This is a genomic window from Maribacter sp. UH1, assembly GCF_056839145.1.
Genome location: NZ_CM166387.1, coordinates 1,395,450 through 1,418,176, shown reverse-complemented (window position 1 = coordinate 1,418,176; position 22,727 = coordinate 1,395,450). Strand labels below are relative to the sequence as shown.

The window sequence follows — 22,727 nt, the reverse complement described above, 5'->3', positions numbered from 1 at the left end:
TTTAATATTCTATTATTAGAAAGGCTTTTTAATTTGTTGAACTAGTTTAGTTCTATTGTGATCTGCTTGTGTTTTTAAATTACAAAAGTCTTCTGGCCATTTAGACGTTCGAATACGTAATGGCAGGTCTTCATTTTTTGCAGCGTCTAAGACAATTGTGGCTACTTCCAAACCAGTTTGGTATACTTGTTCTTCGCTTTCTTTCGCCTTTTTTTGATTTTCGGCCATATATTTCTCAATAAATTCAAAAACGTCAATTTCAGTTTTGTAGTTTTATTTTTCTCTTAGCACTACTGAATTGACCACTAGGTCATGTAATGCTTTTTTCTTTTGATTACCTGTTACGGTAAGTAACGATACCCAGCCTAAAGAAAATTTGATCAAGAAACGGAAAAGGGCAGGTACTAGATTAATATTTTGTTCTGTAACTGCGTCTTTTTTAACCATAATTTTACTGTATGAATGTCCAATAGTTCCACCGAATTGACTTGTGAAAATTGGGTCGTAAAGAAGAAATAATAAAATCGCTATCGAAATTCTCACGTAATTAGGTACGTTCTCAAAAAGGCTTAAAATTTCAGATACTGCGTACATAGCAACGATAAGTAGAATGCCATCAATTACTGCGGCTTTTATTCTTTCGGGTAAAAAGGCATAATTTTTATTCATAATTGATTTTATAAGGTGTTTGCCTTCGGTTTTTTCTTGCTAAATAAAAGGAATAGGGCAACCAACAGATTCCAGATGAAGAAATAAATCCAAATATTGTCAGCAAACTCAGTGCGGCAAGGTGGGCAAATGTAACCAGACATACAAGGTTCGCATAAAATTAGATATGGGTCGACTAAGAACCTTATTAAAAGGAAGGTATTTCCAATAAGCCACAGAGTAATAATGCGATTCTTATTTTTCATTCACTAATCGATTTCTTTCTGATATTGAATTTTAATTTTTGTCAATATTGATATGTCAATTTCCATCCATATTCGAAATGTTTTATTTGCTGGGTTTATGACTTCAATAATTAGGTATTCTTGAATTCTGTCATAATTCTGTAATGGTGAATTTTCCTATAAACCATTCACTTATTAGTTCAATTTTTTGTTCTATAGTCGTTGTTTCTTTTCAAGGTATGATAACTTGATTTTTATCTCAAATTAACTCCTAAAAAAAAGTGTAAACGATGTTTCTATAACTTTGTAAAGATTGTTTGTATATCGTACCCAAATTGGTGGTAACGTGTTTGTGTATGGTTATTTACGTGGTTAAGTAACTAATTTAGTAAACCTTTACGAACCCGTGAAGATTCCGCAGGAATATTCTTAAGTAGTGAAGAACCTAGCAATTAATTATACACGGAGTTATATGCTGTTTAATCAGTAGTTTATTCAATTTCACAGATATCATAACATAATTTTTTTCCACAAGTACAACTTTCAATCTAATTTGGCTCTTAAAAATTAATAGAATCTTTTACTATAATTAGCACAAATTCTATTTTATTACAATTTACCTTGTCTTTCTTTTAAAAGAAAAAATCAGTAAACCTAACAACAGTATTGCACCAACAATTAAATAATATTTTAAATAACTACTAGTTTCTGTGGTGATATTAAAAGATGAAGTAGTGTTGTCTGTAATTGCTTCTTCCTTTTTTCCGTCTTTGTTTAAATACCAATGATAGTTTTTTTGAGAGTTACTCTGTTCAAACATCATGGTGTTTGAAACTTTACTAATATCTGAACCCTCGAATATTAATGTATAACGTGTGGCATGGTTATGTTCTTCATTATTCTTTTCAAGAACAACTTTTAATAAATGTAATTGTCTGTCTTTTGTGTCAAAAATTTTTAACTTCTCTTTGGTGTAACGTAAAAATATGTCATTAATATCTTCTATTGTTTTAGCATTATTATAATTAGAATCGAATGCAATTAAGGCATTTCGAATACTCCATGAAAATTCAGCATGAATTATAGTTTGAGTACCTTCTGTTGTAATATCAAAATAAGCTATATCAGAATCATGTGCATACGTAAAAGGTATACACATGATAAAGAATAAACATGATAAATATAATTTATACATATTTGATTCGTATTTTAAGAAAATTTATTTTTAATTCCCTGGTCCTTGTTTAAAGTCATTAGAAGGTGTTCCTCTAAAATATCTTGGGATACTTGGAAAAGAATCTCCATCGGTCAATATATAATAAAATGTGCCATTAGGAAACTCAGGGGTTACACCAGTTCTTCCATTTGCCTCATCAAGAGTTCCAAGCCCATCGACATACTCGTAATCTGCAGAATATGCACCATTGTACTCAGAGCAAGGTGCTGATACACCATCTCCAGGTCTATCACCTGTTAATAATTCATAACTAGAGGTCATTTCTAAAACAGCAGAGCTACTATCATCAGCATCAGTATATGCGTATTTATAATAAATAGGGTATCCATCAGCTGCCCATCCAACTTGTACCATTTCAGTTCCGTCTGCATCCGCAACTAAGTCATATAATGTTGGTGTACCATGATGATGATATTTACCTGTAGGTTGCACATGTGAGAAGTTACAGTCTAAGCCTATAGGAACATTTAATGCTTCTAAATTCCAATCCCAATTTACATCCGGATCCATAATTCCAAGATCACTATGTGGCCATGGTTCAGCTGCAATAGGATCTAATTCTACACCATCTAACAAGACACCAAAAATATATTCAGGACCATTATCGCCCTCTAGCGAAGTTAAATTTCCCGTAAGTTCAGGATCTGTAGTTATTGTATACATTTCATTCTGTTCCGTAATATCTCCGTTAATGAAGGTTCCTACTAAATGATCTGGAATACTATTAGTAGTGATAACCCTATCAGATCCATCAACACTAATTGTAACTGAGGGTGTAAAATCTAATTCTGTATCACAAACTCCACTTTCTTCTGCCAAATCTTGTTGAACGCATTCTGAAGTGTCTGTATCTGTATCCATATCTGAGTCGTCATCAGAACCGTCGTCCATCGGAGTATCGACAGTATCTGAGGTACTATCGTCGTCGGAACAAGATTCTATACCTAATGACATCACAAAAAGTGATAAAACCAAGGTAATAAAGCGCATTGATATTAGTTTAATTTTCATAAGTTTATTTTTTAATTATATATATTATTCTTTTAGATGTCCTTTATCTAAGGAACTTGTACAAGTTAGTTTTTTTACATCTTACTAGGTTTTCGTTTTCAAAATAGCATATAACGATTTGGCTATGAACAGTACGGGAGCAAATAAGCGATTACTTTACTCCATGCACATAGCAAAATCTTTTTCTTTTTTCTTTTCTTTGTTTAAAGCAAAATCCATAAGATTTTGCGGTCTTCATAAAAATACGCAAAGCGCTTGGTTATAAGCAATACTCAAATAGTTTTTAGGTTGAGGTAGTCTTGGTGTTTATGTTTAATGTTTCGTGTTTAAATGTACTAATCTTAATGATTTAATTACTTTTTAGCTTTTCCGCTACTTCATCATAATATTCTTGGGTTACTACTTCGGTCCAAGTAGTTGGTTGCCCGCCACCATATAAAGCCAAATACGTTACATCATTGTTCTTGGTAGAAGAATGCCAATGTTCAATACTTTTTTCACATTTTATGATGTCTCCTTCTTTTAAGATTACAGCCTCGGTTCCTCTCTCCTGATAATAAGCCTCACCTTCAACTATTATCAATACTTGTGCAGAACTGTGTTTATGCCAATCTAGTGTTGAGTTAGCTTTAAAGGTAGCTTTTGTAATATTATAGCCCAATTCTTGGTCATCGTGGATAATGGCATTCAACCAAGCCTCTCCAATATAATGAGTGTTTGGTGCTTTGGTACCTTCTGTCAGATAAGAAGAAACATCATATTCAGCATCTTGGGAAAATATGGATACCGAGGATAATATTAGGAAAAAGAAAAGCGTATTTTTCATTTGATGTCATTATTTCTGTGCTTGCTTATTACGCACGATTGCTCGTTAAAGGTATTCAAAAAACGCTCAAGTATATAGTTTTGTCTCGGTGGCGAGCCAGAGCTTTTTGTTTTGTAATTATTTTTTCTTCTCTAAAGCGGAGTCCATATGCGCATAACTCTTTTTAAATCTGAGTGATTAGTCCGTTATTTTTTGACTTAGTACAGATTTTGCTTAGAATCCTTTTTTTCTTTATTAAACTGTTCTTTGACTTTTTTCAGTTCAATTTGTTTTTCGTCCTCAGTCAATTTAACATTCAATTTCAGAGAGCTTTTAATCCTATTATACTTTTCCTTAATTAATAGTAAGTGGTCATTTTGCCCCTCGGAATGTATTTTTAAATCTTGCATAATATTTTATTTGAGCTATTGATTACAACGGTCTCGTATAACCGTCAGTTACGGGTTAATATGCGTTAATTTTCAGTTTAGCACAGGTTTTAGCAATTCCGAGTGGATTCGGAAGTAGTCGAATCTGCCGTAATTGCGATTATAAATTGTTATATGCAGTTTTTTCATTCTCCTAATATTTCTTGGTCATAGTCATATTCTACCTCGTTTGGAAAAAATCCATTCAAGTCAGGAAAAATTAACTGTAAATACTTGAATTCCGAATTCTCATAAAATTTAAGCGAACTCAATGTGTGTTCAGTCAGTTTGTTATTTTCCACTCCAATGAAGTAAACAGGGAAACGGTCAATTAAATCATCTATTTTTTGATTCAGTGGTACTTTTTTGAATTTAAACCTCTCCGCGTAATTCGTAATCAATTCAGTTGTGAGTCCATTTGGAAGTCCGGAAATGAAAAGTTCAGGGATCTCAAAACTCTTATAGATTCCAGTTGAGTACCCAAAAGGTGTAAATCCAGTTTCTTCCAACACATAAGTCATATGAAATCCGAATTTTTCAATATTTTCATTAACTCTTTTAAAATATTTTTCCTTTTTTTCGTCGGTCATTCTTTCGTTTTTCTCAAATTGCATACAACAATTGTACAGAGTAACAAGTTACTTTATACGCTATTTAAGAAGAATAAGATAACAAGTAATCTTATTCCTATTTTATGCGTAAGTTAAACAAACTAGAAGAATTGAAATAAAAAAAGGGATAGCCAATGGCTATCCCTTTTTAATATTTTGTTTAAAGCTGATTTAAGCTCTAGAGGTCAATGATTTAAAGAATACAAACCCAAAGCCCAAGAACAGCATAAAATGAAACGGAAACAACCCAAAATCATTCAATGGTATTGCGCTATACATACCAAACATGAAATAAACCATTAAGGCAAATTCCAAGATCATGTTAGGTGATAATTTTTTAGCTAGGTACTTATTGCCTTTCCAGCTTTGCTTTAAAGTACTGATGTTGAATTTTGGTGTACGTACAAATTCACTTCGTTTGCCCATATGTCCCTCTAATACGGCAATGGTATTGTGTAAAGAGAAACCTAATGCTACAGAGAAAAAGGTGAAGAAAATACGTATATAATCTACAAAGTTATTGAAGCCGCTGCCTTGTATACTCTTATAGGTAAACCAATAGCAAACGAATAAAATAATAGTACTTACCGTGAATAAACTTAAAAGAGAGAATACCCAGTCTAAATGACCATATGTATTTTTAATATAAAGCGATGGTATACTTAATAAAGCAACTAAGAATACACATAAGAACATAGAACTGTTCAGTAGGTGCATGACCCCATGAAACTTTGTTTTAAAAGGAATGTTTTTTGCGCTTACAACGCTCCAAACCGTTTTTCTAAAGTTCTCAGCACCACCTTTGTTCCAACGAAATTGCTGCGAACGAGCTGCACTTATCACTACCGGTAGTTCAGCGGGAGTCTCCACATTCTCCAAATACTTGAATTTCCAGTTTTTTAGTTGTGCGCGGTAACTAAGGTCTAAATCTTCGGTAAGCGTATCACCTTCCCAATTACCGGCATCAAGAATACATTCTTTACGCCAAATACCTGCGGTACCGTTAAAGTTGATAAAGTGACCTTTGCTGTTACGCCCAACCTGTTCTAAGGTAAAATGCGCATCAAGAGCAAAAGCCTGAATTTTTGTTAGGGTAGAATAGTCGCGGTTCAAGTGTCCCCAACGGGTCTGCACCACACCAATTTCTTCATCTTTGAAATAGATAACTGTTTTCTTCAGCCAATCTGAAGCAGGTAAAAAATCCGCATCAAAAATCGCAATGAATTCACCCTTTGCTACTTCTAGTCCTTCTTTTAAGGCACCTGCCTTAAAACCAGAACGGTCTGTTCTTTTAATATGTTTAATATCTAAACCGGTCTCCTGTAATTTTGTAATACTGGCTGCAGTGGTTATTACCGTGTCGTCAGTAGAGTCGTCTAAAACCTGAATCTCTAATTTACTTTTAGGGTATTCTATTTTAGCGATGTTTTCCAATAAACGATCCATTACATATTCTTCGTTAAAAACAGGAAGTTGAATGGTTACGAACGGAATTTCCTTTGGGTCTAACAAATTAAACTTAGGAGCCGTTTGGTTTTGTCTTTTTTGGGATAAGTAATTGATTAACAGATTAAGCTGCGCCAAGCTATAAAAGAAGATCAACAGTAAAGAGATACTGTAGATGATGATGATAAGATATGCAAGAGCTAAAGCCATATTATTTTATACTGTATTTGAAGATCCACCCCAAAATTTTTATGCCTGCAAATATACTACCTTTTACGGTTCCTGATACTTTTGAGATGCCAATTCTTCGTTTGTAACGTACTGGTACTTCGGTATATGTCATTTTTTTCTTAAGAATTTTCAGTTGCATTTCAACCGTCCACCCATAAGTCTTGTCTTCCATGTTCAATTCTTTGAGCTTTTCGTATTTAATTGCCCTAAAAGGACCTAAATCCGTAAATTTTGCACCAAAAAATAAATGCATTAAAAATGTTGCCAACCAGTTGCCAAAAACTTGTTGTGGGGTCATTGAACCTTCTTCTCGTAAAGCTTTTGTTCTAGCACCAACTACAAAATCTATATTTTTTTCTAAAATAGGAGCAATTATCTTCTCCAGTTCCTCTGGGTAATCAGAGTAGTCTCCATCAATAAATACGATAATATCTGGTTGTTTTGACAGATTTGCTACGTAATCTAAGCCTTTAAGGCAGGCATAGCCATATCCTTTTCTAGTTTCAGTAAGTACTGTTGCGCCAGCAGCTTCGGCATTTTTCACGGTATCATCTGTAGAGTTATTGTTCACAACGATTACCTCAGATACCGTTTTTGGTAGTTCGTTGATGACATGGGCAATAGAATTTGCTTCGTTAAAAGCTGGTATAATTACTTTAATGTCTGTCATTATTTTAAATCTGATAAACTATTTTCACTGGTAAAGGCACGAAAAGAGGTCCATTCCTTAATTTTTTCACCTTTACTGTATTTCTCTGCGGATATTAATTTTGTGTCCTTGTATTTTAAGCAATACCCGTCTTTTATTCCTTTTGTTAACTGGCACTTGTGGTTAATGCGACCTTTTTTGTCGTAAAAAAGCCACCAGCCAATTTCTTTATTATCGGCAAACTTGCCTTCTTTTATTCTAATACGGTCTTCACTATAAAAAAACCAATACTTTTCTCTTTTGCCATAAGCATAAAAACCTTGTTCAGATTTATGACCGTTAGGGTGGTAGAAAGTCCAATAATCAGTTTTTGTACTATAGCGAATCCAACCTTCACTTTCTAAGGTGCCGTCTTCATAATAGGTACGTTCATAGCGTTTGTCTTCAGGATTGGTAAAAGCTAACAATCCTAAACAAATAAGAGCGGGTAAAAAAAGTTTAAATAGCTTCATTTTTTTAAAATATTAGATTAAAATATAGGTGCTTACCATACCGAAGATTACACCGTTACTTTCTACTTTTTATGGTATAGGTATTTTTTCCTTTTTTAAGAGGAATTACAGTTCCTTGCCAATTTAAGTTGCCTTTCATGGTATCTGGAATTGTTATTTCGGCGGATAATTTATGCTTATTTCTCTTTAGTTCAAATGCAATAGTTCCTTTTGATGTAGGCAGCAAGCCTGCTATTTCATTTAGTTTCCCAAATGCAGGGGCAATTTCCATTTCTTCAAAATCATTTTGTACCGATCGGATGCCTGCCAGATAATTAAAATAAAAATATGCGGGCGAGGCACTCCACGGGTGCACTTCTGATCTTGTTGGTTTCTCAACACTTTCAAATCGTTCTAATGTTGTGGTCATGTTGTCGTTGATCATTTGCTCCCAAGGTTTTTGGGCAACATCAAATAATTCTGGCGCACCTACTTTTTTAATCGCTTCAAAAAGATAGAAGCGGTAGTAGTATGTGGCTTGTAACAAATCTTCTTCGTTTAGAATTTTGTCTAAAAGTGCTCTTTGTTCAGTTTCTGGAATAGCATCTGTCAATATCGCCATGATATTGGTATGCTGATCATAAATAGTTTTGTCAGGGCGCTCCGCAAATAGATTTCTTTCTTGATCATAACAAAGCTCATAAACAGATGTAATGATTTCTTGAGCTCTGTTCTTGTATTTCATTGATGTTTGTTCGTCTCCGATCTCAGTGAATAGGCGAGAGGCATTTTGTAGCGCATGTACATAATGTAAACTGACCACTGCAGAATTGAGTCCGTCATTTTTGGTAGCGGTACCACTACCATTATTAGGTCCGGTATACCAATCTACAAAATAGCGATATGGCGTTTTGTTGACCAAGTTAATGTCGTTCATGTTTTTTTCGAATCCGGCAAGGGTATTTACAATACCATCTTTATAGGTTTCAATAAATGCTTTGTCGTTAGAGGTGTTATAGTAATCTGTAATCATATCTACCCAAACCAAAGAGTAAGTAGGGTAAATAAATGTAGAGCGAAGCGGGTAGGCACCTAAAATATTACCGTCAGAATCTCTGCTGTGGTCAAATTGGCGAATTGCATTTTTGGTATGTGCTGCATTACCGCTTAAAGCTTGCCAGATTAAACCTTGTATTTTAGTATCGCCTACGTACTGCATAGTTTCATAATAGGCATCACTTAAAAAATAATCTTGGGTACAGATATCAATGGTGCGCTTAGAGATATCAAAAATATCATTGTACATGTCATTGTCTGTAGTGAACTTGGCAATAGATGGTATAGTAGTTCTTGATCTATGGTTTACAAATTTTTCAAGAACAAGCTCCTGATCTTTGGTTTCAATTTCAAACTCAATAAAACGGAAGGTGCGCATCCAATTCGGTATAAATTTTTGGGCATCTTCTCCGTTAGAGATTATTTCGTCATAATAACCTAAAAGTTTTTTGTTGTCCAAGTCGTTACGGTCCCCTTTTTCATTGTTTGCACCAAAAAGATTCTCGGCATATTTAATTGCGATAACTGCAGATTTTCCTTTGCTGAATATCAGTTCTGGAAACCCGTTAGTAACGTATTGCTGATCTAGTAAAAAAGTTGTAGTGGTATTAGGTGCTAGCGTTAAAGTGCCTAAAACCGGAAACTCTGTTTCCAGAGGTTTTGAAGAACGGACAATACTTGCAATTCTTTCCTCATCCCAAGAAAGTAAAGGTAAATTACGAGGTTCTAGTAAATAAGCAATAGAGCCGCCCATACTACTGGCGTTTTCAAAAAACGCTACTTTTTTCCAATCGGTATCATCAAAATTTAGGGTTTCCCAATGTGTTGGGTAGTTGTTCATGTCAACCTTATCAGTAGGATTGTTGGCATAGAATCCGCCTACAATAGCCTTTTCTGCATCACCTCTCCAAACGACTTCGTTAGCTTTATAAGATTGATCAATGGTGCTTAGCCATGTATCATTAAAACCGGTAGTATTAATGATTTTGGCATTATCTGTAACACCGTTTATCATTACACTAGTGAATATAGACTGCATGCCCAAAAACCTTCTTTTCCCAAAATTAATGACCTTAACGGCGATAACGTTCTCACCCGTATTCAGGTAATCTTTTAAGTTTAAGGTTTCATATTTATAATGCTGAATATCGCTTAATTGAGGTCCGTGGGTAATAAACTCACCGTTTACATAAAGAAAGTAGTGGTTGTCTGCAGAAATATTGATGATAAAATCTGCCTTTGCATCAGCAACATTAAATATATTACGAAACAAAATCGCTGTGTCTTCACCACCTTTTGTATCTGGGTGACTAACCCAACTGGCACTGATGTTTTCTTTGCCATAAACAACCTCAGGGTAATTAAGTTCTGTCTGAGATTGTGTAGATAGTGATAGTAAAAAAAGTAAGTAAAAAAAGCGATTCATGTACTGTCTAAGTTGTTGTTAATAGGTTGTAAAGATCATGAAAGATTGGTGAATACCAGTCTTTCATGATCTTTTTCCTGTTATAAAGTATAAGTGAACAAGATTAAAATTAGCACCGCGCTTAAAAGCACGGCGTTATTTTAAGAATAATATCTATTTATTATTCACTAAATCCATTAAATCAACATCATTACCTAATAAGACATCTTTAGAATTGATACGCCCTTTTTCAGGTCCGTTTTCTAATTTTAGAACTCCCCTTGGGCATACAGCGGAACAAATACCACAGCCTACACAACTAGAACGTACAATGTTTTCTCCTTTTTGGGCATATGCACGTACATCAATACCCATTTCACAATAAGTAGAACAGTTACCACAAGAAATACATTGACCACCATTGGTCGTAATTCTAAATTTAGAGAACAAACGTTGTTGAAAACCTAACATGGCAGCCATTGGGCAACCAAATCTACACCACACACGGTTTCCTAAAATAGGATAAAAACCTGTTCCTATAACTCCAGAGAAGATACTACCTATTAAAAAGCTATAAGTAGTACGTAGCGTTTCCGCTTTGAATATGAATATATTTCCAGAACCACTAAAAAAGTGCATTCCAATTAATACGGCAATAATAGTAAAGTACCCAATTGCTCCATATTTGGCATCTTTAGCAAGTTCTTCTCTTTTGTAAATCATTACCCAAGAAAAAATAGCGGTTAAAATAACAGCTACACCAGAAATGAACATGGTTTTTGTAAGCCAATATTTGCTAGTGTCATTACCTAAATAAGAATAAATGACAGCTATGGTCATTAGGGTTACGAATACCACAACACTGTGTACTACCCAACGCTCAACCTTCCAGGCAAATTTAGATTTATCACTTAATTGACGAAAAGAATCACCAGCAGTTTCAGCCAATCCACCACAACCACAAACCCATGAGCAATACCAACGCTTACCATATTTGTAGGTTAAAAAAGGAGAGATGACAAAAATAGATATGATACCAAAAAACAGCATGGTCATACCTACACTACCAGAATCTATAAATCCATTAATACGATAGCGTTCAAAGTTGTAATAGTTTAAAGGCCACATATTTTTTAAATCGTAATATGGCAAATCACCATTTAAACGCGCCATGATTTCAGGAATGAAAAATGCGAATGCAGTCTGAAAGAACATAACACTAACCGTCCTCAATTGCTCATATTTATTATGACGATACTTCCAAATAAATTTAGCACCGAAAGCCAAAATAGCAACGGTATACATGGTGCCGTAAACAAACCATTGGCTGGCAGGATTTCCGCTGAGACCTTTACTTAAAGGGTCAAATAAGGCAATTAAACCCGTATTATCACCATCTTTTACTAGACCAAGATATTGCGGATAAAAATAGAGTACAATGTAAAAACCTGTTAAGGCAATACCGGCCATCCAGGCAAGTACACCACGGCTAGATATAGATTTAAACCATACGCCGTCATTCTTAATCCCTTTATGCTTGTTTGCATATGCAGCCTGTGAAAACCAAATGATACCAGCAAATATGGCAACAATAGAAATGGTAAGCCAAAGTGCCGTGTTACCAAGATTTAAGTTGAATAATTGTAGAATGAGAATTCCCAAACCGATCATTCCTGTGACTACTGCCAATTTTTGGCCTGTATTTAATGCTTTAGGCGGTTCTCCCGCAAGAGACATACTTCTGTCAAAATTACCCATAGTAGGTGTTGTTTGTTTTGTTATTTAGTTAGGCGATACTGAAAATACGTTTCCAGCTTTTTTTCTTAGGGCTGATGTTCTTATTGAAATCAGCATTGTATTTGGCGATAATTTCATCCTCATAAAGTTTAAAAAACTCTGGGTCGAAATTGGCATCCTTTAAATAGGTCATTACGTGGTCAATGTCCTTGTTTTCTGTTAACCATTGGTCAAAAATTTCATGTCGCATTCGAATACCAAAGGTGTTCAAACCTAAAAATTGATGGCTGTCTTTATCAAATGCTACGGTTATACATATCTTTTCAGTAGCATGGCGCCAGTGAAAATGATGTTCATTATCTTTTTTGCTACGTTCACTAAAGACCCATCCGTAAGTTTGGTATTCTACATCTAAAAATTTAGCGGAGTTGAACCAATGACCAGGGTTGTATTGTCTTGGTTTGCCACATATAGTTTGTGCTAGAGCCTCGCCCATCATTCGCCCGGTATACCAAACCGCTTCTATTGGTCTTCTGCTGCCTATACCTTCGTGCTGCTCTGCACAGTCGCCTATTGCGTATACATCTTTTACGTTGGTCTCTAAAAAACGATTAACCTTAACCCCTCTGCCTAATTCAATGCCAGAATCTTTTAGGAAATCTATATTTGGAGCAACGCCGGCAGTTAAGCCAACTACATTACATTCAATGGTTTCACCTTTATCTGTTACTACAGCTTTTGCTCGCCCGTTGTCATCAGAAATTATTTTCTCAAGATTGGTGTCAAGTTGCAAATCTATATGGTGTTCTAGAATATGCTCATTGATCATGGCAGATTCGCCTGCAGGTAATACGCCGTTCCAAAAGCTATTTTCTCGAACCAAAAAAGTGACAGGTATTTGGCGAGAGCGTAGCATCTCGGCCATTTCAATACCTATTAATCCACCACCAACAATAACCGCACGATTACATACTTTGTTATTAGGGGCGTTCTTCTCAAGCATTTCTAGATCTTGTTTTGAATAGAGGCCTTGTACACCTTTTAAATCTTGTCCTGGCCAGCCAAACTTATTAGGCTTAGAACCTGTTGCAATAATTAGTTTGTCATAAGAAATAGATGAACCACCTTTTAGAAGGAGCTTTTTAGTATCGGTTTCTACTTTTTCTACAAACCCGTTAACGAGGTCGATTCTGTTTTTCTTCCAAAACCAGTTTTCGTAAGGTTGTGTATGTTCAAATTTCATGTGACCCATGTAAACATACATTAATGCGGTACGGGAGAAGAAATAGTCACTTTCTGCGGAAATAATGGTGATTCTTTTGTCTGATAGCTTACGTATGTGTCTAGCTAAAGTGACTCCGGATATGCCATTACCAATAATTACAATATGATCCATAAAATGCTTTTGTTGATGGTTGTGTCGGTATTAAAGGTAAGAACTTAACAGCTACCTTTTTATTTAGAAAGATTATAAACTTGTTATAACTCTGTGATACTTTTTATCGTAGTTTGCGTTTTAATCTTATTAAAACGGATTTGTAACATACAGTAAATCAGTGTTTAATTCGTTTGAAAATTCTAAAGAAAAAAAATTATTTTTTTTGAGAAGTGTATGTTTTTGTAAATGGTCACGACCTAAACAATCTCAAAAGTGATATTAAATTTAAAATTATGATGAATAGAATTGTTATACAGACTTTGTTTTTCCTTTTAATGGTTACCAGTGTTTCTGCACAAGATGTAGCTACCTTTTTTAGCAAGAGTGATAGTTTTTTTAAGGAGTACGTTGTTGATGGTAAAGTAAAGTACGCAGCTGTTAAAAGTAACCCAGAAGCTTTAAAAGAGGCATTGAATTCTGCTAAGGGTATATCGGTTTCAAAATCAAATGCTGCAACATATCAAGCTTTTTGGATCAATGCATATAACCTTCTGGTTATAGACGGTATCGTTAATAATTATCCGTTAAAATCACCTTTAGACGTAGCTGGATTTTTTGATAAAACAAAACATGAAATAGCAGGTAAGTCTGTAACCTTAAACGGTATTGAGAATGATCTCTTAAGAGCGCAGTTTCCTGCAGAAGCAAGATTTCATTTTGTATTGGTATGCGCAGGCTTAGGATGCCCGCCAATTATAAACACGGCTTACAAGCCTAACACAATAGATGGTCAATTGCAGAAGCAAACCGTTTTGGCTTTGAACAATCCTAATTTTATAAAAGTAAATAAGAATAAAGTACAGATTTCTCAATTATTTGAGTGGTACAAAGGAGACTTTGAACAAAAAGGAAGTACTGTAGATTTTATCAATACCTATAGAAAAGAACAATTACCAGAAAATGCGAAGGTTTCTTACTATCCTTACGACTGGTCTTTGAACGAAATTAAATAATCAACTAAGAATTTTAAAAACCTAAAAATGAAAATTTTAACTAGAAATTTATTTCTTGCAGTGGCTCTTTGTGCTTTTTTTACAGGCTACGGGCAAGATAGTTTGCAACAGAAAAGTAATATACAGCAATATACACCGTCAAAATTGATAGGTAAGGGGCAGTATGATTTAAAGTGGTTCAATAATTTATATACACAAACTGAAAGTACCTTTTCAGAAGGTACGGAGCCTAGACAAACTTTTTTTACATCAACATTAGAGGCATACACTGGGGTTGGAACAAATAAAAGGTGGAATGTTGGCGCTATTTTAGAGTTTAGATCAAATGTTATTGGTGATAGAAGTGCCTTGGATGTATTTAAATTTGACGGAGAAAACAATACGGCTAGATCCGGACTTACCTCAATAGCGCCATCAGTGAAATTTGTGCCTATTGCTTCTGTTAGTAATTTTTCAATTCAAAGTTCATTCTTTATCCCTTTGGTAGATAATGAAACGGAAAACGGTGTTTTTTTAGATCAAAAAGGATACATCTGGCAAAATAGATTCTTTTACGATTACACCTTTCCAGGAGATAAATGGCAACTTTTTAGTGAAATCAATTCAGAGTTAAGTTTTGGAGATAAGGAAGAGAGTTTTGCCAATAATAGTTTGAACCTAACGCCAGGTATTTTTCTTAGCTACTTCCCGTCAAGCAAGTTTACCGTTTTGGCATTGGCACAACATTCTCAACGGTTAGATTTGGGTAATGATTTTGCACAAGATTTTACAGCATTGGGTGGTGGTGCAAAGTATCAACTTACAAGTGCCCTAAATTTAGAGTTATTGTACACAAACTTTGTTCGTGGCAGTAATACAGGGCTAGGACAAACTTTTAATTTAGGATTAAGAGGAATTTTTTAAAAAATAGTTTGAGTGTTCTTAAAAGAGCCTTTTGTTGAAAAACAAATAGGCTCTTTTTTGATGTTTATAGGTATGCTTTTGAACTATAATTGATTACACCCATATTTTGTTCTATATTGGAAACCTTAGAGCAAAATTCATATTGGTCAGGATATGAGTACTTAAAAGAATGAATACAAAAACGCTACCATTTCTATTTATAATACTTGTCAGTTTCATAATGAAAGGGCAAGATGTTACAGTGGCGGAATTACAGTTTTCTGGAACAAAACGCACCAAGGTATCATTCATTGAAAATCTTGTGGATTTAGAGAAAGGTATGGTCTTGGATTCTGTTCTTATGAATAGAGATATGCTTCGTTTAAAAAGATTGCCCTCTATATCTCATGCATATTATAAGGTAAGTGTATTGCAAAATGAAACTTGCAAGGTTGAATATGTCATTGAAGAAAATTTCACTTTAATTCCGTTTGCAAATCTTTTCAGCTCGTCCAATGACAATTTTGCATTTAGGGTGGGACTACAAGAGTTTAATTCTTTTGGTCGTAATATTACGTTAGGAGCTTTTTATCAGTATGATAATTATAGCTCTTTTGGGGTGAGCGTAAGAGCACCTTATCTCTTTTCAAATAAGCTTGGTCTAGCTATTAATTATAACGATTTTACCACATTAGAACCTGTCTTTTTCCAAGATGATACAGCAGATTATAAGTATAGCAACACGGGCTTCGAGCTTTTAGGGCTGTATGAATTCAATTTCAAAAATAGAATGGAGTTGGGCTTTAGTTTTTTTACTGAAGATTATGCATACGTTGAAGGTGCAACCGGTGCAGGTGTGCCATTGAATTTAAATGTAGATAAGCATTTGTTCAAGTTCATATATGATTATAATAGTTTGGATTATTTCTACCACTATCTCGAAGGATTTAGAAGTCAGCTGAATTTTCAATATGTTGGCAGTACAAATACAAGTTTGCCAGAATTTTTAATCGGTTTTAATGATTTCACCTATTTTAAGAGAGTAGGCGATAGGGGTAATTGGGCAAATAGATTGCGTTTAGGTTTAGCCAGTAATGTTGATAGTCCGTTTGCACCGTTTACCGTAGATAATAATTTAAATATTAGAGGTGTTGGTAATACAATAGATAGGGGAACGGGAATGATTGTTTTGAACACGGAATATCGTCAGACCTTTATTGATAAAAACAAATTTGTATTGCAGGGAAATATATTCGTTGATGGAGGTACATGGCGTAACCCTGCAGGCGGATTTGATGACTTATGGAAAAGTGAAAATATAAGAATCTACCCAGGTGTAGGTCTGCGTTTTATGCATAAGCGAATTTTCAATGCTATTTTTAGAATAGATTACGGCTACGGAATCACAAAAGACGGAGACAACGGTATTGTCTTTGGTATTGGTCAATATTTTTAGCAATCTTTGTACTGAATTTAAGGGTGTTAATTGTTTTCTGGCATAGACCTTGTATTTAGTGATAGGATGAAATACAGCAATCTTACAGGTATAATATGTATGTTTTTAAGTGTTTTTTGCTTCGGGCAAGATTCACTGAAGACCGTTACGGCAGAACCTGGTGACGGAATTTTATCGCTGATAAGAAAGCAAGGGGTAGACCCGTACGAAGTATTCGATGAGTTTGTGACATTGAATATGGAAAACTTAAGAGATAGTGTTCATTTAATAGCAGGCAGAACTTATGTAATGCCAGATGTAAAATTAGATACGGTAGCTATTGTTGACTCATTGCAAATTCAGGCAAAAGAAGCAAAAGAGATAGAGAGTGCTTCTTATGCTATTTTCGGAGAAAAATACAAAACCGTAATTGAAAAAAGTGAGCGTTTAAAAGGTAATGTTTACTACTTGGTAAGCGGTCATGGAGGTCCTGATCCCGGTGCAATGGGCATGTATGCTGGCAAGGCAATAGCAGAAGATGAATATGCTTATGATATTACGCTGCGATTGGCAAAAGAATTAATGGCTCATGGTGCTGAGGTATACATCATCATACAAGATGAAAACGATGGCATTAGAGATGAACGAGTTTTAGAAATTGATCATGATGAAGTAGCGTATCCAGATAAAACAATTCCTTTAAATCAGTTGGCGCGGTTAAAACAACGTGTAGATATTATCAATGATTTATATAAAGATAACAGAGGTAAATACCAACGCTTGATCGTTACCCATGTAGATAGTAGAAGCGAAAATCAAAATATAGATGTTTTCTTTTATCACCATGAGAAAAGCAAGAACGGAGAAAAACTAGCAGAAAGTATTCATAAAACGTTTGGAGCCAAGTACAAGAAATATCAGCCTAATAGAACGTACTCAGGTACTTTTGAAGATAGAACTTCGCTGTATTTGGTAAAGAAAACGCACCCAGCAATGGCATATATTGAGATTGGGAATATTAGGAATAAAAAAGATCAGGTCAGGATCTTAGATCCAGATAATCGCCAAGCACTTGCTAAATGGATCAGTGAAGGAGTGTTGTTAGATTTTGAAGGGGAATAGATTAGGCAGCTATATATTTTAAGTAATATTGATGAAGTTCTATTGGGTTAGCGCCTAAATAATATTTTAAATGAATCATACCAAAGTGATATTGTAATTTAACCATGCCTCGTTCTTCATAACGTCGTGCGGAAGTGGTTACGGCAGAAGAAATAATCGTAAAAGGTTTTAGTTTGTAAACTCTTCTAATGAATTCATTGTCTTCGTAAATAACATAACTTTCATTGAAACCCTTAAGTTGTTGAAATAGTTTACTGGTGATGAAAAGCGACTGGTCACCGCCACGACAAATTTGATGATTAATGCGTGTGCACCAACTAAAGAATTTTAAGAAAGGGCTATTACTATTAAAACGCATTTGAAAACAACCTACCTCAAAACCTTGGTCGATTTCGTTTAAAATAGCGCTGTCGAAATCTTTTGGAGGTAGCGTATCTACATGTATAAAATAAAGAATGTCGCCAGTTGCATTTGCAGCGCCAAGGTTCATTTGTGTAGCACGTCCTTTATTACTTTTAATTACCGTTGCTCCATATTTTTGGGCATTGGTTACGGTAAGGTCGGTACTACCACCATCAACCACAAGTATTTCTTTAATTCGGTCAGTGCCCGATTTGTTGGAAATGGCAAAAAGTACATCTTTAATGTACTTTTCTTCATTTAATACCGGAATGATAATACTTATGGTTGGCTGGTGAGTACTCATAATAAAGTATTTGCTTTCTTATGGTAGTCAAATACCAATAAACCTTACAATTGCTTGATTAATTCTTGAAATAACTTCACCATTTTAGGTTCGGTCTTTTCTGCAATAGAAATAATTTCAGCGATATCAACTGGTTTTAGATTGTCTGGGTCGCATTCATCAGTTAAAACAGAAACCGCAACAATGGGTAGCGATAAATGATTGGCAACGATAACTTCTGGTACAGTACTCATACCAACGGCATCCGCACCAATTAATTTAATCATTCTGTATTCTGCCCTGGTTTCTAGTTGAGGTCCAACAACAGAAGCGTATACACCGCTCTTCAATGATATATTTAGGTCTTTGGCAATAGTGGTTAATTTGTTACGCATATCTAAGTCATAAGGCTCTGACATATCTGCAAAACGTTCTCCAAATTCACTAACACCCTTAAATGCCAATGGCGAACCACCTTGTAGATTAATGTGGTCTTCTATCAACATCATGTCACCTTTTTTAAAGTCAAGGTTTACCGCACCAGCTGCGTTAGATATGAAAAGTTTTGAAATGCCCAACATGTGCATAACACGAATTGGGTAGGTAATATCTAAAAAGTCATAACCTTCATACAGGTGAAAACGACCTTGCATGACCACTACTTTCTTTCCAGAAATGGTTCCATAAACCAATTTGCCTGTGTGGAATTCCACGGTTGCCAATGGAAAAAACGGAATGTGATTGTAGTGCGCCTCAATAGGGTCTTCTACACTATCAACTAGTTTTCCTAAACCTGTGCCTAGAACAATACCAATTTCTGGATTGTCAAAACCTTTATTTTTAAGGTATGCTACAGATTCTAAAAGTTCATCTTTCATCATAAATTTATATGTTTTAAAAAGGGTTTAAAGGCATCAATATCCTTTATGTCCTCGTAATAATCTACATCGTTTTTAGATTCTAAAAGTTCGGTGCTTTCATGTTCTAAATCAGCTAAAGTATCTTTTAGAACCGTTTCAGTGCCCCAAGTTTTATTTTTAAAAAGTTCAGGCATAAATTTTTTCATACCCAATAAATAATATCCGCCATCATCAGCCGGACCTACTACAAAATCATTTTTCTCCAGAGCTTTAAAAGCATTTTCTAGATTTTCTTGAGATAAATCAAGCATATCGCTGCCAATAATAATGATCTTTTGATAATCGTTTTGGAACCCTTCTTGAAAAGCATTTGCCATACGATCACCCAAGTCGTCACCTATTTGAATTTTTTTATCAAATTTCTGATTGTCCCAAATATCATTTTCCCAAATTTCTTCAGAATAATACACCTGTTTTTCTGCGTATAGGTTCTTGGTGATGGATACGGTGTGGTTTAATAAGAATTTATATATATCTAATGCAGCCTGATCACCGATGGTAGCGGCTAAACGCCTTTTACCTTTGCCCAATTCTGGGTTTCTAGTGAAAATAAGCAAAAGGTTATTTGAGTTTGCGAGAGTGAAATCTATAATTTTCTCGTCTTTCTCTGTTTTATTGTTCAGTAATATTCCCAATGTAATTTTTTGTTTTTCCTAACTCCTTTATTAATAAACCTTTATACCTTCGTGTAAAAGTTTGCCCCAATGCTTGCTAAAAGCATGAACGCTATCGGTAGCTATTTCTTGGTCGTTAAAAACTTCGCCTCCTTTATTTTTCCAATCAAAAATACCACCATATAAATTGAGAATATTGGTATAGCCTAATTCTTTTAATTGTTCGCCTATATCTTCAGAGCGTACTCCTATAGAGCAGTAAACGATTATGGGTTGATCCTTATCTGTAATGGTTTCAAGCACTACTTGTTCGTTAAATTTTTTATAACCTACCCATAGGGCATTTTCTAGATGGCTAACCTCAAACTCTTCTTTTTCCCTTGTATCCAAAAACGCGATAGAATCGGTCGTAGGCATATGATCAAAATAAACATAAGGTATCGTTCCCTTATTCCAAGATTTTAGAGCCTTGGAAATTTTGTCTTGACTTATCCCTTTTTGCGATAAAGAAAGGAAGGTAAATACACAGAGTAATAATTTATAATTTAGTATTTTCATTATTACAAAGGTACTATAAATACGATTTAAGAAGTGCCGGTATAAAAGTGAATTTATGGTTAAAACTATGCAAAATAATGGCTTAGTGGCATTTATTATAATATGTGTTCTATTTAATTTTAGTTGTAAGCAACATGTAAAACAAGAAGTTGTTACGGAAGATGAGGAGCCTACGGGATATTATATAGAACCATATAGGTCTCAGTATCATTTTTCGCCAGAGAAAAACTGGATGAACGATCCTAACGGATTAGTGTACAAGGATAGCCTGTATCATTTGTTCTATCAATATTATCCTGATAGTACGGTTTGGGGACCTATGCATTGGGGGCATGCGGTAAGTGAAGATATGGTAAAGTGGAAACATAAACCAGTAGCACTTTATCCTGATGAAAACGGATACATATTTTCTGGTAGTGCGGTGGTGGATCATAATAACACTTCAGATTTTGGTACGGTTGATAATCCTGCAATGGTTGCCATATTTACCTATCATAACTCAGTAGCGGAAAAAGCCGGTACCAATGATTATGAAACGCAAGGCATTGCCTATAGTTTAGATAATGGTGAAAGCTGGACCAAGTATGAGGGAAATCCGGTTATAGAAAATCCGGGTAATAAAGATTTTAGAGATCCTAAGGTGTTTTGGAATAAAATAACCGAAAGCTGGACCATGCTTTTGGTTGCAGGAGATCATTTGCAAATCTGGAATTCTCCAAATTTAAAAGAGTGGGAAAAAGTTAGTGAGTTTGGTAAGGAACAAGGAGCACATGGCGGAGTTTGGGAATGCCCAGATATGTTTCCGCTAAAAATAGATGGTACTGATGAAGTTAAATGGGTACTACTGATAAGTGTTAACCCGGGTGCGCCAAACGGAGGTAGTGGAACGCAATATTTTATAGGGGATTTTGATGGTGCAACTTTCACTACCGATCAAGTAAAGCACAAATGGGTAGATTTGGGAAGAGATAATTATGCAGGGGTGACCTATAACGATGTTCCTAATGACCAGCGTGTGTTTATGGGTTGGATGAGTAATTGGGACTATGCAACGGATACGCCTACAGAAAAATGGCGTAGTGCCATGACGGTGCCAAGGTTGTTGAGCTTGCGTAAGGTAGGAGATGAGGTGTCGTTGTTTAATTATCCTTTAAAAAGTTTTGAGAAGCACGTTGCACTAGCATATCCTGAAAGTGTGATAGAGATTCTGCCTACACGTAAAAGAATTCTTCCGCTTAAATATGGAAATCAAAGTAAAATTCAGTTTACGTTATCCGTGCCAAATGCGCAAATGTATTTCAGGAATAAAAATGGGGATAGTTTAAGTATAGCTATTGATAGAGATAAAAAGATAGTGACCCTAGATCGAAGGAAATCAGGGAAAGTGGACTTTAGTGAAAAATTTGCTCCTGGTGTTCAACAAATGAAAATTCCCAATATTCCCAATGGTCCTATTGAGGTGGTTATGCTTTTAGATCATTCTTCGTTAGAGCTATTCATCAATGAGGGTCAGTATGTGATGACCAATCAAATTTTTCCCAATGAGTTTTTTAGGGCTTTGACCATTGTGAATAATTCAAAAGAGAAATTAAAAATAGAAGATTTTACCGAGCATAAGGTAGAACGGGTTTGGGATTAAAACGGAGCGTTCGTTGATCCTTTTTTAGCTAGCGATGTCTATGCTATTTAAATTCTGCCGTCTTTAAAGCAATAGTTTACAATGTTGATTTTTTCTAAGAAGGTGTATTCAAACGTTTACCAGTGTTGTTTCTTTGGTAATAGGTTGTTCTAATGTTTTAGATAAAACTACAGGTATTCTTGACTATCATTGACCGTAGAAGGTCAAAATTCAATTTAGATTTATAGTAGAATAATGAGTTGCAAGTATGCTGCTTAAAAGGTCCTATGTATTTTTGTAGTGCAACAGGTAGGTGTATAAAACAAAAAAATCCTTACCGTTAAGTAAGGATCTATTGTGGTGCCTCCAGGAATCGAACCAGGGACACATGGATTTTCAGTCCATTGCTCTACCAACTGAGCTAAGGCACCATGCTTGCTGTAAGCGGGTGCAAATATAATTTCAATTTTATGATTTCCAAACTAAATCGTAAAAAAAGAAA

The 22,727-nt window shown here is 35.0% G+C and carries 21 protein-coding genes and 1 tRNA gene; 5 read left to right on the top strand and 17 right to left on the bottom strand.

All coding sequences use genetic code 11. The features are described 5' to 3' along the window. Nucleotides 1-15 precede the first annotated feature (15 nt). The 12 genes from UH1x_RS06220 to UH1x_RS06165 all read right to left on the bottom strand — a co-directional run bounded on the left by UH1x_RS06220 (nucleotide 16) and on the right by UH1x_RS06165 (nucleotide 13,396). Entirely contained in the window at nucleotides 16-228 is a 213-nt protein-coding gene (locus UH1x_RS06220) for a hypothetical protein (protein ID WP_482625789.1), read from the bottom strand. A 45-nt stretch (nucleotides 229-273) separates the two neighbouring features. Continuing rightward, nucleotides 274-669: an RDD family protein gene (locus UH1x_RS06215; RefSeq protein ID WP_482625788.1), complete on the bottom strand. Its 396-nt coding sequence runs from the start codon at nucleotides 667-669 to the stop codon at nucleotides 274-276. 840 nt (nucleotides 670-1,509) lie between these two features. Beyond that, nucleotides 1,510-2,088: a hypothetical protein gene (locus tag UH1x_RS06210; RefSeq protein WP_482625787.1), complete on the bottom strand. Its 579-nt coding sequence runs from the start codon at nucleotides 2,086-2,088 to the stop codon at nucleotides 1,510-1,512. A 30-nt stretch (nucleotides 2,089-2,118) separates the two neighbouring features. Next, complete coding sequence (locus tag UH1x_RS06205) at nucleotides 2,119-3,141, bottom strand: YHYH protein (protein ID WP_482625786.1); 1,023 nt, start codon at nucleotides 3,139-3,141, stop codon at nucleotides 2,119-2,121. A gap of 349 nt (nucleotides 3,142-3,490) precedes the next feature. Next, entirely contained in the window at nucleotides 3,491-3,967 is a 477-nt protein-coding gene (locus UH1x_RS06200) for a cupin domain-containing protein (protein ID WP_482625785.1), read from the bottom strand. 553 nt (nucleotides 3,968-4,520) lie between these two features. Beyond that, complete coding sequence (locus UH1x_RS06195) at nucleotides 4,521-4,964, bottom strand: DUF4262 domain-containing protein (RefSeq protein WP_482625784.1); 444 nt, start codon at nucleotides 4,962-4,964, stop codon at nucleotides 4,521-4,523. 192 nt (nucleotides 4,965-5,156) lie between these two features. After that, the gene (locus UH1x_RS06190) at nucleotides 5,157-6,641 is read right to left on the bottom strand and encodes a cellulose synthase family protein (protein WP_482625783.1); all 1,485 of its coding nucleotides are present in this window, start codon (nucleotides 6,639-6,641) and stop codon (nucleotides 5,157-5,159) included. Nucleotide 6,642: 1 nt separating this feature from the next. After that, nucleotides 6,643-7,332, bottom strand: a complete 690-nt coding sequence (locus UH1x_RS06185; protein ID WP_482625782.1) for a glycosyltransferase family 2 protein — start codon at nucleotides 7,330-7,332, stop codon at nucleotides 6,643-6,645. Beyond that, on the bottom strand, nucleotides 7,332-7,823 hold the full coding sequence (locus UH1x_RS06180) for a toxin-antitoxin system YwqK family antitoxin (RefSeq protein ID WP_036156846.1): 492 nt from the start codon (nucleotides 7,821-7,823) through the stop codon (nucleotides 7,332-7,334). Before UH1x_RS06180 ends, UH1x_RS06185 begins: the two co-directional genes overlap by 1 nt. Nucleotides 7,824-7,878: 55 nt before the next feature. Continuing rightward, nucleotides 7,879-10,284: an alpha-L-rhamnosidase-related protein gene (locus UH1x_RS06175; protein WP_482625781.1), complete on the bottom strand. Its 2,406-nt coding sequence runs from the start codon at nucleotides 10,282-10,284 to the stop codon at nucleotides 7,879-7,881. Between the two features lie 153 nt (nucleotides 10,285-10,437). Further along, nucleotides 10,438-12,021, bottom strand: coding sequence for a 4Fe-4S binding protein (locus tag UH1x_RS06170; protein WP_482625780.1), 1,584 nt, complete (start codon nucleotides 12,019-12,021; stop codon nucleotides 10,438-10,440). A 28-nt stretch (nucleotides 12,022-12,049) separates the two neighbouring features. Next, on the bottom strand, nucleotides 12,050-13,396 hold the full coding sequence (locus tag UH1x_RS06165; protein WP_482625779.1) for an NAD(P)/FAD-dependent oxidoreductase: 1,347 nt from the start codon (nucleotides 13,394-13,396) through the stop codon (nucleotides 12,050-12,052). A gap of 275 nt (nucleotides 13,397-13,671) precedes the next feature. Between UH1x_RS06165 and UH1x_RS06160 the strand changes: the two genes are divergently transcribed. The 4 genes from UH1x_RS06160 to UH1x_RS06145 all read left to right on the top strand — a co-directional run bounded on the left by UH1x_RS06160 (nucleotide 13,672) and on the right by UH1x_RS06145 (nucleotide 17,830). Continuing rightward, the gene (locus tag UH1x_RS06160; RefSeq protein WP_482625778.1) at nucleotides 13,672-14,391 is read left to right on the top strand and encodes a DUF547 domain-containing protein; all 720 of its coding nucleotides are present in this window, start codon (nucleotides 13,672-13,674) and stop codon (nucleotides 14,389-14,391) included. Nucleotides 14,392-14,418: 27 nt separating this feature from the next. Continuing rightward, nucleotides 14,419-15,294 (top strand): hypothetical protein, encoded by an 876-nt coding sequence (locus UH1x_RS06155; protein ID WP_036156842.1) that lies wholly within the window; start codon nucleotides 14,419-14,421, stop codon nucleotides 15,292-15,294. Between the two features lie 169 nt (nucleotides 15,295-15,463). Further along, the gene (locus UH1x_RS06150) at nucleotides 15,464-16,729 is read left to right on the top strand and encodes a BamA/TamA family outer membrane protein (protein WP_482625777.1); all 1,266 of its coding nucleotides are present in this window, start codon (nucleotides 15,464-15,466) and stop codon (nucleotides 16,727-16,729) included. A 99-nt stretch (nucleotides 16,730-16,828) separates the two neighbouring features. Next, nucleotides 16,829-17,830 carry an N-acetylmuramoyl-L-alanine amidase family protein gene (locus tag UH1x_RS06145; protein WP_482625776.1) on the top strand — a complete coding sequence of 334 codons (1,002 nt, stop codon included), beginning with the start codon at nucleotides 16,829-16,831 and terminating at the stop codon, nucleotides 17,828-17,830. Between the two features lies 1 nt (nucleotide 17,831). Here UH1x_RS06145 and UH1x_RS06140 read toward each other — a convergent pair whose 3' ends face one another. Genes UH1x_RS06140 through UH1x_RS06125 form a run of 4 tightly spaced genes read right to left on the bottom strand, consistent with a single transcriptional unit; the run spans nucleotide 17,832 to nucleotide 20,607 of the window. Then, complete coding sequence (locus UH1x_RS06140; protein ID WP_482625775.1) at nucleotides 17,832-18,536, bottom strand: TIGR04283 family arsenosugar biosynthesis glycosyltransferase; 705 nt, start codon at nucleotides 18,534-18,536, stop codon at nucleotides 17,832-17,834. A gap of 44 nt (nucleotides 18,537-18,580) precedes the next feature. Then, nucleotides 18,581-19,396, bottom strand: coding sequence for a purine-nucleoside phosphorylase (locus tag UH1x_RS06135; RefSeq protein WP_036156837.1), 816 nt, complete (start codon nucleotides 19,394-19,396; stop codon nucleotides 18,581-18,583). Beyond that, nucleotides 19,393-20,064 (bottom strand): TIGR04282 family arsenosugar biosynthesis glycosyltransferase, encoded by a 672-nt coding sequence (locus UH1x_RS06130; RefSeq protein WP_482626493.1) that lies wholly within the window; start codon nucleotides 20,062-20,064, stop codon nucleotides 19,393-19,395. Before UH1x_RS06130 ends, UH1x_RS06135 begins: the two co-directional genes overlap by 4 nt. A 36-nt stretch (nucleotides 20,065-20,100) precedes the next feature. Then, the gene (locus UH1x_RS06125; RefSeq protein WP_482625774.1) at nucleotides 20,101-20,607 is read right to left on the bottom strand and encodes a rhodanese-like domain-containing protein; all 507 of its coding nucleotides are present in this window, start codon (nucleotides 20,605-20,607) and stop codon (nucleotides 20,101-20,103) included. 85 nt (nucleotides 20,608-20,692) lie between these two features. Between UH1x_RS06125 and UH1x_RS06120 the strand changes: the two genes are divergently transcribed. Beyond that, nucleotides 20,693-22,246: a glycoside hydrolase family 32 protein gene (locus tag UH1x_RS06120; protein WP_482625773.1), complete on the top strand. Its 1,554-nt coding sequence runs from the start codon at nucleotides 20,693-20,695 to the stop codon at nucleotides 22,244-22,246. A 337-nt stretch (nucleotides 22,247-22,583) separates the two neighbouring features. Here UH1x_RS06120 and UH1x_RS06115 read toward each other — a convergent pair. Beyond that, nucleotides 22,584-22,656 (bottom strand) — tRNA-Phe (locus UH1x_RS06115). Nucleotides 22,657-22,727 lie beyond the last annotated feature (71 nt).

Coding starts and splice junctions, on each gene's coding strand:
- UH1x_RS06220 (WP_482625789.1), bottom strand. CDS start 228: ATGGCCGAAAATCAAAAAAAGGCGAAAGAAAGCGAAGAACAAGTATAC.
- UH1x_RS06215 (WP_482625788.1), bottom strand. CDS start 669: ATGAATAAAAATTATGCCTTTTTACCCGAAAGAATAAAAGCCGCAGTA.
- UH1x_RS06210 (WP_482625787.1), bottom strand. CDS start 2,088: ATGTATAAATTATATTTATCATGTTTATTCTTTATCATGTGTATACCT.
- UH1x_RS06205 (WP_482625786.1), bottom strand. CDS start 3,141: ATGAAAATTAAACTAATATCAATGCGCTTTATTACCTTGGTTTTATCA.
- UH1x_RS06200 (WP_482625785.1), bottom strand. CDS start 3,967: ATGAAAAATACGCTTTTCTTTTTCCTAATATTATCCTCGGTATCCATA.
- UH1x_RS06195 (WP_482625784.1), bottom strand. CDS start 4,964: ATGACCGACGAAAAAAAGGAAAAATATTTTAAAAGAGTTAATGAAAAT.
- UH1x_RS06190 (WP_482625783.1), bottom strand. CDS start 6,641: ATGGCTTTAGCTCTTGCATATCTTATCATCATCATCTACAGTATCTCT.
- UH1x_RS06185 (WP_482625782.1), bottom strand. CDS start 7,332: ATGACAGACATTAAAGTAATTATACCAGCTTTTAACGAAGCAAATTCT.
- UH1x_RS06180 (WP_036156846.1), bottom strand. CDS start 7,823: ATGAAGCTATTTAAACTTTTTTTACCCGCTCTTATTTGTTTAGGATTG.
- UH1x_RS06175 (WP_482625781.1), bottom strand. CDS start 10,284: ATGAATCGCTTTTTTTACTTACTTTTTTTACTATCACTATCTACACAA.
- UH1x_RS06170 (WP_482625780.1), bottom strand. CDS start 12,021: ATGGGTAATTTTGACAGAAGTATGTCTCTTGCGGGAGAACCGCCTAAA.
- UH1x_RS06165 (WP_482625779.1), bottom strand. CDS start 13,396: ATGGATCATATTGTAATTATTGGTAATGGCATATCCGGAGTCACTTTA.
- UH1x_RS06160 (WP_482625778.1), top strand. CDS start 13,672: ATGATGAATAGAATTGTTATACAGACTTTGTTTTTCCTTTTAATGGTT.
- UH1x_RS06155 (WP_036156842.1), top strand. CDS start 14,419: ATGAAAATTTTAACTAGAAATTTATTTCTTGCAGTGGCTCTTTGTGCT.
- UH1x_RS06150 (WP_482625777.1), top strand. CDS start 15,464: ATGAATACAAAAACGCTACCATTTCTATTTATAATACTTGTCAGTTTC.
- UH1x_RS06145 (WP_482625776.1), top strand. CDS start 16,829: ATGTTTTTAAGTGTTTTTTGCTTCGGGCAAGATTCACTGAAGACCGTT.
- UH1x_RS06140 (WP_482625775.1), bottom strand. CDS start 18,536: ATGAGTACTCACCAGCCAACCATAAGTATTATCATTCCGGTATTAAAT.
- UH1x_RS06135 (WP_036156837.1), bottom strand. CDS start 19,396: ATGATGAAAGATGAACTTTTAGAATCTGTAGCATACCTTAAAAATAAA.
- UH1x_RS06125 (WP_482625774.1), bottom strand. CDS start 20,607: ATGAAAATACTAAATTATAAATTATTACTCTGTGTATTTACCTTCCTT.